This is a genomic window from Rhodococcus sp. HNM0563, assembly GCF_012726195.1.
Lineage (GTDB): Bacteria > Actinomycetota > Actinomycetes > Mycobacteriales > Mycobacteriaceae > Rhodococcus.
Map to the genome: position 1 here is coordinate 307041 of NZ_JAASAF010000002.1, position 17302 is coordinate 324342.

General features: G+C 65.7%; 18 protein-coding genes. 11 read left to right on the forward strand and 7 right to left on the reverse strand.

Translation table 11 applies throughout. From position 1 onward, the window contains the following. Nucleotides 1-17 precede the first annotated feature (17 nt). Nucleotides 18-1367 (reverse strand): MFS transporter, encoded by a 1350-nt coding sequence (locus HCA61_RS05190; RefSeq protein WP_346777488.1) that lies wholly within the window; start codon nt 1365-1367, stop codon nt 18-20. A gap of 136 nt (nt 1368-1503) precedes the next feature. Here HCA61_RS05190 and HCA61_RS05195 point away from each other — a divergent pair, with 136 nt between their 5' ends. Both HCA61_RS05195 and HCA61_RS05200 read left to right on the forward strand, forming a co-directional pair. After that, nucleotides 1504-2388 carry a LysR family transcriptional regulator gene (locus tag HCA61_RS05195; RefSeq protein WP_169687105.1) on the forward strand — a complete coding sequence of 295 codons (885 nt, stop codon included), beginning with the start codon at nt 1504-1506 and terminating at the stop codon, nt 2386-2388. 81 nt (nt 2389-2469) lie between these two features. Further along, nucleotides 2470-3249, forward strand: a complete 780-nt coding sequence (locus HCA61_RS05200; RefSeq protein WP_169687106.1) for an enoyl-CoA hydratase — start codon at nt 2470-2472, stop codon at nt 3247-3249. Nucleotides 3250-3350: 101 nt separating this feature from the next. Here HCA61_RS05200 and HCA61_RS05205 read toward each other — a convergent pair whose 3' ends face one another. The 3 genes from HCA61_RS05205 to HCA61_RS05215 form a co-directional block, all read right to left on the reverse strand. Then, entirely contained in the window at nt 3351-3914 is a 564-nt protein-coding gene (locus tag HCA61_RS05205) for a TetR/AcrR family transcriptional regulator (protein ID WP_169687107.1), read from the reverse strand. Further along, on the reverse strand, nt 3901-5424 hold the full coding sequence (locus tag HCA61_RS05210) for an MFS transporter (protein ID WP_247273222.1): 1524 nt from the start codon (nt 5422-5424) through the stop codon (nt 3901-3903). The genes HCA61_RS05205 and HCA61_RS05210 overlap by 14 nt, the downstream gene beginning before the upstream one ends. A gap of 93 nt (nt 5425-5517) precedes the next feature. Continuing rightward, nucleotides 5518-6762: an amidohydrolase gene (locus HCA61_RS05215; protein WP_169687109.1), complete on the reverse strand. Its 1245-nt coding sequence runs from the start codon at nt 6760-6762 to the stop codon at nt 5518-5520. A 137-nt stretch (nt 6763-6899) separates the two neighbouring features. Here HCA61_RS05215 and HCA61_RS05220 point away from each other — a divergent pair, with 137 nt between their 5' ends. Further along, nucleotides 6900-7766 carry an alpha/beta hydrolase gene (locus tag HCA61_RS05220; protein WP_169687110.1) on the forward strand — a complete coding sequence of 289 codons (867 nt, stop codon included), beginning with the start codon at nt 6900-6902 and terminating at the stop codon, nt 7764-7766. Between the two features lie 111 nt (nt 7767-7877). On the opposite strand, the gene HCA61_RS05225 is transcribed toward HCA61_RS05220, so the two are convergent. Further along, nucleotides 7878-9338: a DHA2 family efflux MFS transporter permease subunit gene (locus HCA61_RS05225; RefSeq protein ID WP_169687111.1), complete on the reverse strand. Its 1461-nt coding sequence runs from the start codon at nt 9336-9338 to the stop codon at nt 7878-7880. Nucleotides 9339-9487: 149 nt separating this feature from the next. On the opposite strand from HCA61_RS05225, the gene HCA61_RS05230 reads away from it, so the two are divergent. The 4 genes from HCA61_RS05230 to HCA61_RS05245 all read left to right on the forward strand — a co-directional run bounded on the left by HCA61_RS05230 (nt 9488) and on the right by HCA61_RS05245 (nt 12528). Beyond that, entirely contained in the window at nt 9488-10117 is a 630-nt protein-coding gene (locus tag HCA61_RS05230; protein ID WP_169687112.1) for a TetR family transcriptional regulator, read from the forward strand. A gap of 40 nt (nt 10118-10157) precedes the next feature. Next, nucleotides 10158-11243, forward strand: a complete 1086-nt coding sequence (locus HCA61_RS05235) for a potassium channel family protein (RefSeq protein ID WP_169687113.1) — start codon at nt 10158-10160, stop codon at nt 11241-11243. A gap of 45 nt (nt 11244-11288) precedes the next feature. Next, nucleotides 11289-12188: a hypothetical protein gene (locus HCA61_RS05240; protein WP_240958956.1), complete on the forward strand. Its 900-nt coding sequence runs from the start codon at nt 11289-11291 to the stop codon at nt 12186-12188. A gap of 61 nt (nt 12189-12249) precedes the next feature. Further along, nucleotides 12250-12528, forward strand: coding sequence for a PASTA domain-containing protein (locus HCA61_RS05245; protein WP_169687114.1), 279 nt, complete (start codon nt 12250-12252; stop codon nt 12526-12528). A gap of 87 nt (nt 12529-12615) precedes the next feature. Here HCA61_RS05245 and HCA61_RS05250 read toward each other — a convergent pair whose 3' ends face one another. Together HCA61_RS05250 and HCA61_RS05255 are read right to left on the reverse strand one after the other, a co-directional pair. After that, nucleotides 12616-13521 carry a type IV toxin-antitoxin system AbiEi family antitoxin domain-containing protein gene (locus HCA61_RS05250; RefSeq protein ID WP_169687115.1) on the reverse strand — a complete coding sequence of 302 codons (906 nt, stop codon included), beginning with the start codon at nt 13519-13521 and terminating at the stop codon, nt 12616-12618. A 163-nt stretch (nt 13522-13684) separates the two neighbouring features. After that, a complete protein-coding gene (locus HCA61_RS05255; protein ID WP_169687116.1) occupies nt 13685-14602 on the reverse strand; it encodes a TIGR03564 family F420-dependent LLM class oxidoreductase in 918 nt (305 codons plus the stop codon). A 94-nt stretch (nt 14603-14696) separates the two neighbouring features. On the opposite strand from HCA61_RS05255, the gene HCA61_RS05260 reads away from it, so the two are divergent. The 4 genes from HCA61_RS05260 to HCA61_RS05275 all read left to right on the forward strand — a co-directional run bounded on the left by HCA61_RS05260 (nt 14697) and on the right by HCA61_RS05275 (nt 17296). Then, nucleotides 14697-15530 carry a TauD/TfdA family dioxygenase gene (locus tag HCA61_RS05260; RefSeq protein WP_169687117.1) on the forward strand — a complete coding sequence of 278 codons (834 nt, stop codon included), beginning with the start codon at nt 14697-14699 and terminating at the stop codon, nt 15528-15530. Next, nucleotides 15527-16084 (forward strand): nuclear transport factor 2 family protein, encoded by a 558-nt coding sequence (locus HCA61_RS05265; protein ID WP_169687118.1) that lies wholly within the window; start codon nt 15527-15529, stop codon nt 16082-16084. The genes HCA61_RS05260 and HCA61_RS05265 overlap by 4 nt, the downstream gene beginning before the upstream one ends. Before the next feature lie 97 nt (nt 16085-16181). Then, nucleotides 16182-16859 carry a PaaI family thioesterase gene (locus HCA61_RS05270; protein ID WP_346777489.1) on the forward strand — a complete coding sequence of 226 codons (678 nt, stop codon included), beginning with the start codon at nt 16182-16184 and terminating at the stop codon, nt 16857-16859. Nucleotides 16860-16945: 86 nt separating this feature from the next. Continuing rightward, the gene (locus HCA61_RS05275; RefSeq protein WP_169687120.1) at nt 16946-17296 is read left to right on the forward strand and encodes a hypothetical protein; all 351 of its coding nucleotides are present in this window, start codon (nt 16946-16948) and stop codon (nt 17294-17296) included. Nucleotides 17297-17302 lie beyond the last annotated feature (6 nt).

A 17302-nucleotide genomic window follows, 5' to 3' on the forward strand; every position in this document is an offset into this window, starting at 1 on the left:
TGTGTTCTCGGCGGAAGTCAGTGCGTGGCAGCGGGTGTGCGGGCGGGTGCGGGGTCCGCGGAGTCGGCGTCGGCACCGGGTGCGGTGGCCGATCGGCGCAGGAGCGCCGTCATGCAGATCAGCGAGAGCAGGACGTATCCGAGCCCGAGTCCGACGACCGGCCAGATCGTGCCGGTGCGATTGAGCAGGAACTGGCTGACCATCGGAGCGGTGCCCGCGAAGATCGCCGTCGACAGCTGGTACGACAGCGAGATCCCCGTGTAACGAATGTGGGTGGGGAACACCTGCGCGAGGATGCCCGCCAGCGCCGCGTAGTACATCGCGTGCGGCGCCGTCGCGAGGACCATGCCGATGATCGCCCAGGTGAGCGAGCCGGTCTGGATGAGCACGAACATCAGCGGCAGGACGACGAGCTCGGGGATCAGCATCCACAGCACTGCTCGACGCACATCGATCCGGGTTGCGAGGATGGCACCGAACGGTTGCACGATGACCTGCGCGACCAGCGCGAGGGTGATGACGAGCAGGAAGTCGCCCCGATCGAACCCGAGATCTGTCGTGGCCCAGGCCAGCGCGAAGGTCGTCTTGACGTACGTGATCGCGACACCTGCAACGACCGCACCGACTCCGAGCAGCAGGACTGTCTTGTGCGTGCTGAGCACCTCGGCCAGCGGAAGACGCTTCTTCTCCTGAGTCTCGACGGCCGCCTTCATCTCGGGGGTTTCCTGGATCCGCAGCCGGATGTAGAGGGCCACGATCACCAGTGCGGCGGAGGCAACGAACGGGATTCGCCAACCCCAGCCTTCGAATGCGGCGTCGGACATCGCGGTCAGACCGAGGAAGGCCACTGTCGCAAGGAGATTGCCCACAGGTGATCCTTGCTGCGCGAACGCACCGTAGAGCACTTTCTTGCGTGGTGGGGCAAATTCCGTGGCGATGAGGACGGCACCTCCCCATTCCCCGCCCATCGCGATGCCCTGCAGTACGCGCAACAGGACCAGGAGAATCGGCGCCCAGATACCGATCTGGGCGTAGGTCGGCAGCAGGCCCACGCCGACAGTGCCGATGCCCATGATCGCGAGAGTGGTGATGACGGCATTCTTGCGTCCGAACTTGTCGCCGAAGTGGCCGAAGACCACGCCACCGAGTGGTCGTGCGATGAATCCGACCGCGAAGGTCGCGAATGCGGCCAGCGTGCCGATCGCCGGGGAGACGTCGGGGAAGAACAGCTTGCCCAGCACCAGCGCGGACGCCGTGCCGTAGATGTAGAAGTCGAACCACTCGATCGTGGTGCCGACGAAGGCGGTGACACCGGCTCGGCGCGCAGCTTTGGTGTCGTGCGCGGCGTGCTCTGGGGTTGGATTCACGATGCACTCCGAGGTGTGTCGTGCGGGCCATGTCCGCGAATGAATGAGGCGTGTATCACTATCGACGGACTATCGTGTAAAGTCCAAGACTTAATCAAACATGATTATGTGGATATTCCACTTATTCGAGGGAGACATGGAATTCCGTCAGCTGCAGGCGTTCCTCGCGGTTGCCGAGGAACTGCATTTCGGGCGGGCCGCGGAACGGCTGCACATCGCACAGTCGCCGCTGAGCCAGATGATCCGCACCCTCGAACGAGAACTCGGCGCCCGATTGTTCGAGCGCACCACCAGATCGGTGCAGCTCACCGCCGCAGGCACGGCATTATTGCCCCCGGCGCGGGTGATCGCAGCACAGCTCCAGGTGGCACGCGCGGTGGTGCGCTCGACCGCGGCCGGAGAGACCGGCGTGGTCAGCGTCGGATTCGGCGGGGCGAGCGGCTACACCGTGCTGTCCGAGCTGACCCGCGAGCTCGCGGATCACCATCCCGGCATCGAACTCGATCTACGCCCCCAGACCTATTCGGGCGAAGTGCTCGATCTCGTCGCCCAGGGCCTGCTCGACATGGGCATCGTCGGCCTCCCCGTCCCCGACGACTTCGCCACCGAGACCGTGCGACACGAATCCCTGATGGTCGCGGTACCGGCCGGGCATCGACTTACCGACCGAGACACTCTCGAACCCGGTGATCTCGCAGGTGAACGGCTGGTGGTCTATCCCGCAGCACACGGCTCACTCGTACGCGATGCCACCTTCACCGTGTGCGCGTCGGCAGGATTCGCACCGACCATCGCTCGTGAAGCCCCCGACCCGTACAGCCTCCTGGCTCTCGTCGGCGCGGGTGTCGGGATCGCCGTCGTCGTGGCGTCGACCGCGCACATCACCGTCGACGGCGTGCAGTACCTCCCACTCGACGGCGGCCCGATACTTCCGATCGCGCTCGCATGGCGACGCGGCAACACCGCTCCCGCGCTCCAGCGGGTCTTGGAGGTGCTACGCGAAATGCCCGGCGCCCGATAGCGCCGCACACTTCACATCGGGTAGACAGAGGTCAATTCGCAGCAGGACAGCACTGCAGCACGAGAGCACCGAGGAGAAGCTGTGCCGGAATCGATCCTGCTCGTCGAACAGCGCGGACCCGTCCGCATTCTCACGTTCAACCGACCGCAGCAACGCAACGCGCTCAACTCGGCGCTCATCGATACCCTGCGCGCGGAACTCGCCGCAGCGGACGCCGACGACCAGACCAGCGTCGTCATCCTCACCGGCTCCGACCCCGCCTTCTGCGCGGGTCTCGACCTCCAGGAACTCGGATCCGGCGGCAACACGCTCCTGAAGGTCGAGGACGAGAGCATTCCCGTCGGGCATCCGTGGACGCCGCTGTCGAAGCCTGTGATCGGCGCGATCAACGGTGCCGCCATCACCGGTGGCCTCGAATTGGCTCTCGCATGCGACATTCTCATCGCCTCGACGCGCGCACGATTCGCCGACACCCACGCCCGCGTCGGAGTGCTCCCGGGCTGGGGGCTGACGTCGCGCCTGCCCGCCGCCGTGGGTCGCGGGTTCGCGCGGCGCATGAGCCTGTCGGGGAACTTCGTCGATGCCGACGCCGCACTACGGGCCAGGCTGGTCACCGAGGTCGTCGAGCACGACGCCCTCCTGAACGCTGCACTCGCGCTTGCAGAGACGATCGCCGGCAACGACCAGCCCGGCGTTCGCACGCTGCTCGCGTCGTACCGTCGGGCCGAAGAACATCTCGTCGACCCCGCCCTGCGGGTCGAGAACGAGACGTCCCGGTCGTGGCTGGAGAGCTTCACGCCCGACCGTGTCGCGGATCGGCGTGCAGACGTCATCGGGCGGGGACGCGCGCAGAACGCCTAGGCCTGGCACCGAAGTAAGCAGACGAAACAGGAACCTCGCAGGACCAGTGGTCACCCACCAGCCCTGCGAGGTTTACATTTGCCCTGCTTACTTCCGCAGCGCTAGTGCTCCTCGGTGAGCGCCAGCAGTTCCGCACGCGCGAGATCGAGGTCGTTGCTGCTCAGATACGGGCTCGCCACCGAGAGGGCGAGCCCTTCGGCCGCCGACCGGATCACCAGCACACGCGGCCATGGCAGGCCGTCTGCAGCGAATGCGGCGTCCCACTTCTCGGCGTCCCGCACATACAGCGCCTCGACCTCCGCAGAGTTCCCGAGTGTGGCGAGCAGAGTACCGGGGTTGAAGATGTCCATGAGGTAGGCACTGCCCCCGGTGAGGGCGCGCACATAGCCTCGGGTGAACTTTCCGGGCCTGTTCTCCGACAGCTCGACGTGGGCGTGTACTTCCTCCCACACGCGCAGGATGCCGTTTTCGAGCGCGCCGTAGACCAGAGCGTCGCGGTTCGGGAAGTGGTGCATCAAGCCACCTTTGGTCACCCCCGCCGCAGCAGCGATATCGGCGAGACTGACCTTCGAACCACGCTCGGCGAACATCTGCTCGGCGGCTTCGAGGATCGCTCGGCGGGTGCGTTCCTTGTCGCGGGTGACAACCTGATCAGTGCGCTTCATGGGTCCCCACTGTCGCACCCCGCGGAGACGGGATCACACGCCAGGCCACCACGGCTGAGACCGCAAGGATCACCGCGGCGACGAAAGACGTGGTCTGCACCGCTGTCGCGAACGCGGACCGGGCATGGTCGACCACGATCGGGTCGAGGACGGTCGCGACGGTCGAAACCAGCGAATCTTCGGCGGTCGCCGCGTCGGACGGGTCGGTACCCGCGGGCAGATCGAGATGCGACCGGTACATCGCCAGATGAACGGATCCGAGCACCGCGATTCCCAAGGCTCCGCCGAGCTCGTAAGCGGTCTCCGCGATCGAGGATGCGGCTCCGGCACGTTCCGCGGGAACCGCGGAGACCACGGCGTCGGTCGACAGTGTCATCGCGATACCGACACCGAGGCCGAGGAGGACCAGCGACAGACCGAGGCCCCAATAGCTGGACATCGAAACGGTCAGGCCGAGCCCGGCGAGGCTGATCGCTCCCGTCGCGAGCCCGAGCCCGATCGCGCGACCGGTTCCCATACGTGCCACGAGCGCACCGACGAACAGGATGACGATCATCGATGCGATCGTCGACGGCAGTTCGGCCAAACCTGCCTTCAGCGGGCCGTATTCGCGGACAAGCTGCAGGTACTGCGAGAAGAAGTACAGCAGCCCGAGGAACGCGAAGATCGCCAGGCCGTTGGCGGCCACGGCACCCGAGAAAGCGGGCATTCGGAACAACGAGAGGTCGAGCAACGGATTCGGCAGTCGCATCTGCCTGCGCACGAAGAGGTAGCCCATGGTCAGGCCGAACACCGCGGTGACCGGGACGCTCCAGTCCAGCCCGCTACCGGCCCAGTGCTTCACGGCGTACACCACCGGGACGATGGCGAGGATCGACAACAACGCCGAGATCACGTCGATCGTCAGAGCGGAGCTACCGCGCGACTCCGACAGCAGCATCGGCCCGGCGACCAGCACGATCACCATCACCGGCACATTGATCAAGAACACCGAGCCCCACCAGAAGTTCTCGAGCAGGACACCGCCGACGAGCGGACCGATCGCGGCGCCTCCGGTGGCGCCCATCGCCCAGATGGCGATCGCCGTCGTGCGTTGTTTCGCGTCGAGGAATGTGGCACGAATGATCGCCAGCGTCGACGGCATCAGCGTCGCGCCTGCCACGCCCAGCAGAACGCGTGCAGCAATGAGGGTTTCGGGGTTGGGTGCGAACGCCGCGATGACGGATGCGACACCGAACCCTGCAGCACCGATGAGCAGCAACCGTTTGCGACCGATGCGATCGGCCAGGTTGCCCATCGTGATGAGCAGACCTGCCAGCACGAACGAGTAGATGTCGCCGATCCACAACAACTGCGTCGAACTGGGGTCGATGTCGGCGGCCATCGACGGCACGGCCAGGTAGAGCACTGTGTTGTCGACCGCAATCAACACCACGACGAGGACGAGGACGAGGAGGGCCGACCATTCGCGACGTCCGGCGCGTGGTGCAAGGGTCTGTTCTTCGGTCACGCGCAGAACCATAACAGTCCATATGGACTGTTGTAGAACCCGAAAGGGATGTTGTGAGGAGCTTCGCCCCTGTGCAGGGGCGCCGACAATCCGCTACGTCACCGGCAACCAGGTTCGCGCTGCGGTGACCAATGCCGTGACCCCGATCGTCATGGTCGGTTCGATGACCGGCGCATAGTGCGGCGAGTGGTTCGACGGCACCTTCAGCAGCGCGGGATCCGTCATGTCGCCCGTGGTGAACACCGACGGATCCGCTCCTCCGAGCAGCCAATACGCCAGGGGCGCACCTGCGCTCGTGGCGAGGACTCCGACGTCCTCGCTGCCCGCGCCCGCCCCCGGGTCGAGGATCTTGTCCGCCCCCAACCACGTAGCGAAGGCATCCAACGTCTTGTTCAGGGCGGAAGGATCGTTCGTGACCACCGGGAACCGCTCGATCGAGGTAATTTCAGGTTCTTCCGGGGCGCCCGCTGTCGCAGATTCGCCGCGAACAATGCGGTCGACGCTGTCGAGGATCTTTTGCCGTACCCCCGCGTCGTAGCTGCGGATGTTCAGTTGGAGCTCCGCCTCACCGGGAATGACATTGGCCGCATTTCCGGCATGAACGGAGCCGACCGTGAGCACCGCGGTCGCCGTGCTCGGGATCTCGCGCGAGATGATCGTCTGCAGACGCAATACGACCTCGGCCGCAATGACGATCGGGTCGATGGATGCTTCCGGCATCGACCCGTGCGCACCTCGGCCGATCACACGCACGCGCAGCGAGTCCGACCCCGCATACGAGAGACCGGGATGTCCGGCGATCTTGCCTGCCGGAAGCGGCGCCACATGCTGACCGAGCACCACATCCGGTTTGGGGAACCTGTCGAACAGCCCGTCGTCGACCATGGCTTGGGCTCCCGCACCCAACTCTTCGGCCGGTTGGAAGACGAGGAGCAGTGTGCCCGACCAACTCGCAGTATCAGTGGAGAGAATCTGCGCTGCGCCGAGCAGGCACGTCATGTGCATGTCGTGACCGCACGCGTGCGCCACCGGCTTCGTCTCGCCGTGTTCGTCCACGGCGGTAGCGGTACTGGCGTAGTCGAGGCCGGTGTCCTCCTTGACAGGGAGGGCATCCATGTCGGCGCGAAGCAATGCGGTCGGTCCGGCGCCATTCTTCAACACCCCGACCACTCCGGTCTTCCCGACACCGGTGGTGACCTCGAACCCGAGAGCATTCAATCGCTCGGCCACGATGGCAGAGGTGCGATGTTCCTGGAATCCGAGTTCCGGATGTCTGTGAAGGTCCTTGTACAGGTCGATCAGAGCAGGATCGATCGTCATGTCGTCGGAGCTGGTCACAATTCGGTCCTTCGATCGAGGTGAACTCGGACGCTCTCCAGTATTCCCGAGCCCGGGATTCGGCGTGTGGGTATTGACGGTCGGGTTGTTCCCTAGCAGGCCGATGAGTTCTGTCGTCGAGTCGGGTCTGTTACTGCATGACCACAATCGACCGCCCCATCACCGCAACTCTCGAGGTTCCCGGCGCCACCCTCACTTACGACGTCCGCGGCGACCTGCAGTCCGGAACTCCCCTACTGCTGGTGGGTTCGCCGATGGACGCAAACGGGTTCGCGGCACTCGCGACACAGTTCTCCGATCGCCCGGTCGTCACCTACGACCCGCGCGGCGTCATGCGCAGCCCCCGTGACACCCCCGGCCTCTCGACGCCCGAACTGCACGCCGACGACCTGCACCGCCTCATCGATGCATTCGGCGTCGGCCCGGTCGATCTGTTCGGCAGCAGCGGTGGCGCGGTGAACGGCCTCGCGTTGGTCACGGTACATCCCGAACAAGTCCGGACGCTGATCGCGCACGAACCGCCGGCGTGCCCACTCCTGCCCGACCACTCGGTGATCAAAGCGGTGATCGACGACATCGATGCCAGCTACCAGCGCAGCGGGATGGGTCCGGCAATGGCGAAGTTCGCGATGATGCTGTCGCAAACGGGCCCACTGGAACCGTCCTATCTCGCCGTGCCCGCGCCCGACCCGTCGATGTTCGGTATGAGCACCGAGGACGACGGCTCCCGCGACGACGCTCTGCTCAGCCAGAATCTGCAGTCGTGCACCGGATACGAACCCGACTTCGGCGCACTGGCGCAGGCGTCGACCCGCATCGCGATCGGAGCGGGCAGGGAGTCGACGGGTGAGGTCTCGGCTCGCGCAGCAGCGGAGGTCGCGAAGCGGCTGGGCGTCGAGCTCACCATGTTTCCCGGCGGCCACGCCGGGTTCACCGGCGACGGATACGGCACCCCCGGCGACCCGGAAGGCTTCGCCGCAGTGTTGCGGGAGATACTCGGCTGAGGCTCGCACCCTTTAGGTCAGGCTCGCAACACGAATGGTCGACCACCGGCGTTGCGAGCCTGACCTTTGCGTTGCGTGCTTCACGGCCCCGCGAGGTTCACGTCTGCGCAGCTATTTCGCTTCGGCGAGCGTCGTCGCGGGCTTGCGGATGAAGAAGGCCGCGACCACCGCCAGCAGCGACACCGCGCCACCGCACAGGAACGCCGTGTGGATGCCGTCCTGATTCGCAGCGAGCTCGCTGGCACCTTCGGATGCGGCGGACGTGGCGGTCACCGTCATCACGGTGATGAACAGCGCCGTACCTGCCGCACCCGCGAGCTGCTGGACGGTGTTGAAGATCGCGCTGCCGTACGAGTACAGCTCCGACGGCACCGATCCAAGCGACGACGTCATCAGGGGCGTCATCACCGATGCCAGACCGAGCATCAGCATCACGTGGACGCAGACGATCAGCGGCGTCGACGACTCCGCATCGAGGAGCGTCATCAACCACAGCGACGCACTGACCACAGCGGCACCCGGGATGACGAGGGGGCGCGCACCGATGCGGTCGTAGACGCGTCCGACGAACGGCGACAGCAGGCCCATCGCCAGGCCTCCCGGGAGCAACAGCAGGCCGGTCTCGAGGGTGTCGAGGCCGCGCACGTTCTGCAGGTACAGCGGCAGCAGGATCAATGCGCCGAACATCGCCATCATGCTGACGACGACCATGCCCAGGCCGATGCTGAACACCGGGTAACCGAACGGACGCATGTCGAGCAGCGCGCGTCCGTCCTTCTGCCGCGACAGCTGGCGCAGCACGAAGACAGCCAACGCCACCACACCGACGACGAGCGGCACCCACACCGGGATGCTCGACTCCTCCGCCGAATGGCCGATGCTGCTCAGGCCGTAGACGATGCCGCCGAATGCGAAGACCGACAGGATGACCGACAGGACGTCGAGGGGGACCTTCTTGGTCTCGGTGAAGTTCTTGACCAGCACGACACCGATGGCGAACGCGATCAGTGCGATGGGCAGGACGATCCAGAACATCCAGCGCCAGTCGAGGGCGTCGAGGATGATCCCGGAGATGGTGGGGCCGATAGCGGGAGCCACGGAGATGACGATGGAGATGATGCCCATCATGCCGCCGCGCTTGTGGGCGGGCACCACGCGCAGCACCGTCGTCATCAGCAACGGAAGCATGATGGCGGTGCCTGCGGCCTGCGTCACGCGACCGGCGAGGAGCAGTTCGAATCCCGGTGCGGACGCCGCGAGCAGTGTGCCGAGGCTGAACACGCTCATCGACGCGATGAACACCTGGCGGAGCGTGAACCGCTCGAACAGATAGCCGGTGATCGGGATGACGACCGCCATGGTGAGCATGAAGCCGGTGGTGAGCCACTGGGCGGTGCTCGCGGTGATGTCGAGATCCACCATGAGCGGCGGCAGCGCGACGCTCATGATCGTCTCGTTGAGGATCATGACGAATGCCGCGACGACGAGGACACCGATCAGCACCTTGCTGCCCGGCTCCAGATCGCCCTCGCGACCGACGTCGGCCTGGTCTTCCAACTGAGGTGACTGCATATCCGATTGCTTCCTGAATGGGTATATCGATCGCGAATGCGACAACCGTGAAAGTCTCGCCCGGCTTGGAAGTGACTGTCAACTTGATTTTCACTGTTAGATTGACCCGGACTTTCAACGTTGCGGTCCGAGGTGAAAGGAACCCACCGATGACCCCGAAAACCCAGGCACGTGTCCCGGACCTGCGAGAACGGCGCAGGCAGGAGACGCGTCTCGAGATTTCCGAAGCTGCCCTGACGCTGTTCGAACGCCAGGGATTCGCCGCTACGACCGTCGACGAGATTGCCCGAACAGCCGGTGTGTCTTCAAGCACATTTTTTCGATGCTTCGCCACCAAAGAGGAATCGGTGTGGGGCCCGGACCGCGAACTCGAATCCGACATCGTCGAATGGCTTCGGTCAGTTCCGCAGGAAGACATCAACCTGTCGGGCATCGAAGCCTTCTACGAGCGCTCACTGCAGCGGCTCCTGACCGGCTCCGAGACCACGCGGGAGCGCATTCTGCGCACCCGCCGGCTCATCGCCTCCGACGACCACCTGCGCGCCGCCGCGTTCACCGCCGATGCCCTGGCCATGTGCCGCATCACCACGAGCGTCGCCGAACGCCTGCGCGGACTCCGCTCCGAATCGTTCGCGCGGCTGCTCGTCGAATCGGCCGGTGTGGTCTCGCGTATCGCGTTCGACACCTGGGTCCGGCGCATCGAACGCGGCGAAGATGCCGACCTCGTGGAGATCTACCGCACCATCCGAACCGACCTCCGCGAAATCGTCGTCACCTGATACTTCGACGGAGCGACCACTCGCGTGCAAGAGTGACGTAATGCCTGACAGGTTGCGAGCCCGGTTCAGCCGGTCCGATCAGCTCACGGAACGCCCCGACTTCGCTCTCGTCGGTGTGCTGAGAGTCCCCCAGATGTCGACCAGCCCGGCGCGCGCGATCGTGCGGCGCATCGGCTACGCCCTGGTGGCCCTGTTGGTGATGGTCGCACTCGTCTACATCGACCGCGACGGCTACCGCGACGCCCAGGACAACGAGCTGTCGCTGCTCGACTGCTTCTACTACGCGTCGGTGTCGCTCTCGACCACCGGCTACGGCGACATCACGCCGATCACCCCGTCCGCGCGACTGATGAATGTCCTCGTCATCACGCCGCTGCGCGTCTTCTTCCTCATCGTGCTGGTCGGTACGACGCTGGGTGCGCTCACCGAGACCTCGCGTCAGACGTTCCGCATCCAGAGCTGGCGCCGCCGGGTCCGCGACCACACCGTCGTCCTCGGGTACGGCACCAAGGGCCGTTCCGCGGTCGACGCGATGCTCGGCGACGAGGTTCCGCCGTCGCGGATCGTGGTGGTGGACACCGATCCCGTGGTCCTCGAGAGTGCGGCGGGGCAAGGTCTGGTGACCGTGCACGGTTCGGCGACCAAACAGGACGTGCTGCGTGTCGCGGGGGTACAGCGTGCGGCATCGGTGATTGTCGCAGCAAACCGCGACGACACCGCCGTGCTCATCACTCTCGCTGCCCGCGAGATCAACCCGAACGCGAAGATCGTCGTCGCGATCCGCGAGTCGGAGAATGCGCATCTACTGCGCCGCTCCGGCGCGGATACGGTGGTGGTTTCGTCGGAGACCGCAGGCCGGCTCCTCGGTGCCGCGCGGAGCTCTCCCCGCGTGGTCGACATGATCGAGGACATTCTGACTCCGGAGGAGGGGTTCACCATCGCCGAGCGCGCTGTGGACCTAGAGGAGGTGGGTCAGGACCCTCGTCATCTGGGTCAGATCGTGCTCGGGGTCGAGCGCAACGGAAGTCTGTTCCGTGTCGGATCGCCCGAGGTCAGCGCCCTGGCTGCGCGCGACAAGCTCCTCTACATCCGGCTGGCGGCCAGCGGGTCGGGGCACCGAGGCTGAACGTAGCCCTCCCGCTACGCACACTTTTATGGAAGAGTCATTTCCATGAATGAGAATGGCATTTCCGCATTGGGAGGGATGACCGTGTCCGCAGACCACACTTTCACCTCGGATTTCGGCATCAAATCGCTCCAGGTTTCGAGGGACCGCGCGATCATGGGCGCGATCGTCACCGAGAAGCTGTGCAATCCCAGCGGCACGGCATCGCTCGGTTTCCTCACGACGCTGGTCGACATCGTCGCCTCGTCCCCGGCTCTCGTCGTAGGCTCCCCCGACTGGACCGCGACACAGGATCTTTCGATCCATGCCGCCGGCTTCCTGCGTCCCGGGCCGATCGCAATCGACGCCAAGCTGGTCCGCGTGGGCAAGAAGACGATCCTGGTGGAGACCGACGTGTACGACACGCACGGCGTCACCGATCTGCGTGAGATCGCGAACTCGATCGACACCCCCGGCACGGGCAGCCTCACCCTCGCCGCACGCGGTCTCGTCACGTTCGTGCGCCTCCCCCGCTCCGCCGCGACCCACGGCGATGTCGCGTCGTACACGCCCGAACAGTGGGTCGGGACGATTCGCGAATACCCGCCGGTCCCTATCGACGACGACGTCTTCTCCCGCCTGAATCTCCGCGAGGTGGACGCCGCCAACGGCGAGTTCGAGCTCGATCTCACCGGATTCGTCGCCAATTCCATCGGCACCATCCAAGGCGGCGCACAGGCCCTGCTCGGCGAGGCCGCCGCGCACGCGATGCGTCCCGGCCTCGTCGCCACCGACATCCAGGTCCACTACCTGGCGCAGGTGAAGAAGGGCCCGGCGCGATCGCACGGCACGATCGTCCGCGACGCCGACGACCACTCCGTGGTCAAGGTCGCACTCGTCGATTCCGGTGCGGACGACAAGTTGCTCACCCTGCTGACGATCACCCTTGCGCGACCGAAGCGCTAGCCCACCGAACACCGCACGCTGTCTGATCCCAATTCCCCCCAAGCCTCGTACACTGCGAGTTATGCGCAGTATGCGGGACAGACCGACGCGCAAGGTGCCGGACGTCGTGGGATTCGACGCCGACGATGCCAGCACGATGGTGCTCGGAGCCGGATTCACGCCGGTGGGCCCGGACGGCGAGCCGGCCCCGACCACCGGCGTGATCATCGCGCAACAACCGAACGGAGCCACCGACGCCGAGCCGGGCTCCGAAGTGATCTTGTGGAATCAGAACAGCGGCAGCCGATCGCATTCCCCGGTGCCCGGCCTCGACGAGTCCGCGGCCCTCGATCCGGCGTAGTCGCCCTTCCCGCGCGCCCGTCAGTTTCCGACAACGACAATCGCCGACGCGGGAAGCTGGTATCCGCGCAGGAAGACCGCACGATCGCTAGTGACGCCTCGCCCGCTCAACTGCCCGATCGAAGCGGGCACGCACGACGTCGAACCGGGGCAGTTCCGCCCACGTCCAGCGGATCACTTGGAAACCCAGATCGCGTAGCGCGTCCTCCCGAAGCTTCTCCCGACGAAGAACGTCGGGGGCGTCCTCTCTGTACTTACCCATGCCGTCGAACTCGCCGACGATTCGATGCTCCTTCCAGTAGAAGTCGGTGCGAGCAACGAATTCGCCGTCCGAGGTGTGCACAGCCTCCTGCAGTGAGGGGGCGGGCAACCCGATCTGTTCCATCCGCAACCGGCTCAACGACTCACCGGGGCTTTCGCTACGTCCGTCGAGAAAAGCGATGATCCGTCGCGCTGCGGCGATGCCTTGCCGTCGGCCGAGGGTTTCGAGGGCCTCCGGTAGTGCCGCCTTCAAAGAAGGGTTTCTCGCCAACGCCGAATCCCCGGCGATCACGGCCTCGTCGATCGGTGCCGTACAGGCGAGGTCCGCGACTGTCCGCGCAATGGTCGTACACGGCACTCCGTCGACCTGGACCACGTCGTCGGCGCCGAGGTGTACGACATGCACATGACGTCCGGCGCCGCGACGGCCACCGGATCGCCCGTCACGGGTCACGTGGATGCGGCTCAAATCGGGACGCCACAACGCCAGTCTGTGCAGAACGGCGGCAGACACATGGCTGATCGCGGTCCCGTCGGGCAGTCCTGCTCCCGTGGTGTGCGCTCGGATTCGATGTCGTTCGATCGCGTCGAGGCCCTCGGCGGTAGGGCCGTCCAGATAGATCCCGGGAGCGAGGCGTTCCAGTTCGCCGGTCCGGAGTCCCCGACGGACTTCGGAGTCGCTCAGACCTGAGCTGAGAGCGTCGCTGCGGCGGAAGGGTTTCGGTGGGGTCATGACACCGAAACTCTCATCGCGGCACACCCGACACGTGCCGGATTCGACGGAAGCGACAGATCTGTGGATGGCTCCGGCAGCTGTGGATAACTCCCGCGACGCAATTCGCTTCCCACAACGCTCTTTGCGGGTGTGGGAAACGAATTTCCGCGCGGGAAGGGGACTATCGGGTGGTCAGTGAGCTCAAGAAGTTTCGGGTGCGCTGGACCGAGCCGCGCACGTCGTCGCCGACGGGGAAGATCGCGGCCCAGACGTCGGTGGCGCCGGCGTCGAGCAGGCCCTGAAGTTGAGCTTGGACGGAGGCTTCGTTGCCGACGATCGCGACGTCAGCGGGAGTGCTCGCTCCCCCGACCTCGAGGACACGCTGGTAGTTCGGCATACCGGCGTACATGGTGGCGGTCGCAGCGACCGCGGCGCGCGCTTCGTCGGCGTCGTCGTGCACCGCGACCGGCAGCCCCGCGACGATGCGCGGCGACGGGCGGCCCGCGTTCTCCGCTGCGGCGCGGATGGCAGGTGAGATGACGGATTCGACGACCTTCGCCGACGCCATCCACAGCACCGTGCCGTCGGCGTATTCCCCCGCGACACGCAGCATCCGAGGCGACATCGCCGAGAGCAGCACGGGGACCTCATGCGCGACACGCGCCATGCGACCCTCGCTGCGCGTACTCCATTCTCCGCCTTGGTAGTCGATGTCTTCGCCGCGGAGGAGCGCGGTGACGATGCGGACGTATTCCTCGGTGTTGCGGCCGGGCCGGTCGTACGACATGCCGTACACGTCACGCACAAGAGATTCGTGCGACGGACCGAGGCCCAGGGTGAAGCCGGGGCGTCCCATGGCTTCCGCTACTGCCGCAACGCGGTTCGCCTGCAGCAGCGGGTGGACGGGGTAGGTCTGGAGCACAGCGGTACCGAGTTCGATCGTGGACGTCTCGCGACCGGCGATGGCGAGTGCTGTGAGGGGGTCGCCCGCGACCGTGCTGGCGTACCAGAGCGACGAGAAGCCGTCGGCCTCCGCTTTCTGTGCTTGATTCACGATCTTGTCGGTGGTCGATGCGCCACCTGTCAACCCGATCCGCACCACGAGCCTCCTTGGAGAACCTTACTAATACACAACGAGAATAGTACTCTCATGAAGAGACTATCTACTTCTTGCCCGACCTGGAGGCCGCCCCTTGTTTGCCGACGCCACCCCCATCTCCGAAGGAATCGGCGCAGAAATCACCGGCGTCGCAGGCCACACCCTCACCGACCCGAAAGCCGCCGCGCGCTGCCAGGAACTGGTCGACGAGTACGGCGTCGTGGTGTTCCGCGAAGCGAAGATCACCGACGGCGACCTCGTCGAACTGAGCCGCATGCTCGGTGAGGTCGTCGTCCCGCCGATGGGCGGCCAGGAAGACCACCCCGAGGTGTCCGCGATCAGCCTCGACCCCGCGAAGACGGTCCTGGCGTCGTACAACACCGGCACCTTCTACTGGCACATCGACGGCGCCACCGACGAGGTCCCCCAGAAGGGCACGCTGCTGACTGCGCTGCAGGTGTCCGACGAGGGCGGCGACACCGAGTTCGCGAACACCTACGCGTCGTACGAGGCCCTCTCCGACCGGGACAAGGCCGAGTTCGAGACGCTCCGCGTGGTGCACAGCTTCGCCGCCGCCCAGCGTCTGGCCAACCCCGAGCCGACGGAGAAGCAGGAGGCGGCGTGGGCTCGGGTGCCCGAGCGCGAGCATCCGCTGGTGTGGACGCGACGCAGCGGCCGCAAGTCGTTGCTGATCGGCGCGACCGCCTCGCACGTCGTGGGCTGGCCCGAGGAGCAGAGTAAAGCCCTGATCAGCCGCCTGCTCGCGTGGTCGACGCAGCCGCGGTTCTCGCTGCGTCATCACTGGCAGCCCGGCGACCTCGTGCTGTGGGACAACACGGGCATGCTGCACCGCGCTGTGCCGTATTCGGCGACGTCACCGCGCCTTCTGCACCGCACCACCCTCGTGGGCGAGGAGGCCGTGGCATGACCGATCTCGCCGACCTCGAGCGCAACGTGCAGTACCTGATGGATCGGGCCGCAATTCTCGACTGCATCGCGAACCACGCGCGCGGGTGTGACCGACACGACACAGAGCTTCTCGGCGGCACGTATCACGACGACGGTGTCGACGAGCACGGCGCGACCGTCAACAGCGGACCGGACTATGCGCAGTGGGCCAATTCCGTCCATGCCGCGACGGCGGACGCTCACACCCACAACATCACCACCCACACGTGCGAGATCGACGGCGATACCGCACACTGCGAGAGCTACGTCATCGTCGGCCTTCTCGGAAAAGGCTCGTCCACAGTGCAATTGATGAGCGGTCGATACATCGACCGGCTCGTCAAGCGCGACGGCACGTGGCGGATCGCGGTGCGGAGGTCGACGGTGGAGTGGAGCGCCTCGGCCGATGCGTCGCTTCTGCAGTCGCCGTACTTCACGAAACAGGCCTTCCTCAGAGGCACCCGCGACACGTCCGATCTGTCCTATCAGCGCCCCCTCGAGGCGGACTCCGATGCCCCCGCTCGCTGGCGATAACAGTCCCGATCAGCGGCTACTCCTTTTGACAAGGGCATACGTGCCCTGTTCGGATGGGAGAGTTGATTTTGCGCGAAATTGGAGATACCCCACGATGATGGACTCGCTCGACACCTTCCGACTGTACGTCAACGATGGGTTGTCGGACGAAGAAATCGCAGCTCAGGCCGCACGCTACCAGCCGCTGGCCCAGGATCTGCGCGATCTGATCGTGCTGTCCATCCAGTCTCGTGGGGGCGACGACGAGATCCTCGAGGCTCGCAAGCACCTCTCGGAGGCCCGGTCGATCCTGGAACGGAATCGGGAATCCGGGCCGTACGGCACCCGCTTCAACGACTCCGGCAGCTTCCGGACCTGGGGGAATGCCGCGATCGGGTTGCGCAACCCGATCGCGCCGCCGCTCGAGTTCCAGTTCGAGGACGACGGCCGCGTGTGGGCCGACTTCCATCTCCACGCCGGCTACGAGGGCCCCGCCGGTTTCGCGCACGGCGGAGTCTCCGCCTTGGTGCTCGATCAGCTCCTCGGCGACACTGCCCGGCATGCGGGCGCTCCGGGAATGACGGGCACGCTGACCGTGAAGTATCGGCGGCCGACCCCACTCGGTGATCTGCACTGCGAGGCGCAGCTCGATCGGATCGAGGGTGCGAAAGCGTTCGCGAAGGGCTTCATCTCCGGCCCCGACGGGGTGTGCGTGGAAGCCGAGGGTGTCTTCATCGCCCCGAAGTGGATGCTCGAGCAGCGCGAGCGCACCGGACTCCAGGGCTCCACGCAGTAACCCGGAACACTCGCGCCGCTACGGCGGGTGCGGGGGCCGCTGCGTAGAGTGGTGCGGGTACGCAGCGCGAAGGACGGTGACCGCCCGTGGAGAATGTCGAGTTCTATTCTCTCGTCGCGATGTGTTCGCTCTTCGCGGCGTCGACGTGGTGTCTCGCCCGCCCACATCTGCTGTCCAGCCTCGCCGCAGCCGTCGCTTCCTGCTTGTGGGTGCTCCTCAACGGTCCCATCGAGGGTCGTGTCCTGTATGTGGTGACGCCGAATCATGGTCTCACCGAATCGGATCTGCTGTCGGCCGTGGGACTGTGCATCGCCGCGTGGGGCTGCTGGTACAGCATCCGGGCCCGGCGTCGGCGGCAGCGTCGCCGACCCGCGAACAGAACCGGCCGGCGACACTCCGAGGACACTCGCCCGGTGCCCGTCCGCGTCGGTGATTAGACCATA

What these genes read in the sequence shown, in the direction of transcription:
- HCA61_RS05205 (WP_169687107.1), bottom strand. Translation starts at nt 3,914, where the DNA reads ATGAAGCGCACTGATCAGGTTGTCACCCGCGACAAGGAACGCACCCGC.
- HCA61_RS05220 (WP_169687110.1), top strand. Translation starts at nt 6,900, where the DNA reads ATGACCACAATCGACCGCCCCATCACCGCAACTCTCGAGGTTCCCGGC.
- HCA61_RS05270 (WP_346777489.1), top strand. Translation starts at nt 16,182, where the DNA reads ATGGACTCGCTCGACACCTTCCGACTGTACGTCAACGATGGGTTGTCG.
- HCA61_RS05265 (WP_169687118.1), top strand. Translation starts at nt 15,527, where the DNA reads ATGACCGATCTCGCCGACCTCGAGCGCAACGTGCAGTACCTGATGGAT.
- HCA61_RS05235 (WP_169687113.1), top strand. Translation starts at nt 10,158, where the DNA reads ATGCCTGACAGGTTGCGAGCCCGGTTCAGCCGGTCCGATCAGCTCACG.
- HCA61_RS05240 (WP_240958956.1), top strand. Translation starts at nt 11,289, where the DNA reads ATGAATGAGAATGGCATTTCCGCATTGGGAGGGATGACCGTGTCCGCA.
- HCA61_RS05245 (WP_169687114.1), top strand. Translation starts at nt 12,250, where the DNA reads ATGCGCAGTATGCGGGACAGACCGACGCGCAAGGTGCCGGACGTCGTG.
- HCA61_RS05225 (WP_169687111.1), bottom strand. Translation starts at nt 9,338, where the DNA reads ATGCAGTCACCTCAGTTGGAAGACCAGGCCGACGTCGGTCGCGAGGGC.
- HCA61_RS05250 (WP_169687115.1), bottom strand. Translation starts at nt 13,521, where the DNA reads ATGACCCCACCGAAACCCTTCCGCCGCAGCGACGCTCTCAGCTCAGGT.
- HCA61_RS05230 (WP_169687112.1), top strand. Translation starts at nt 9,488, where the DNA reads ATGACCCCGAAAACCCAGGCACGTGTCCCGGACCTGCGAGAACGGCGC.
- HCA61_RS05195 (WP_169687105.1), top strand. Translation starts at nt 1,504, where the DNA reads ATGGAATTCCGTCAGCTGCAGGCGTTCCTCGCGGTTGCCGAGGAACTG.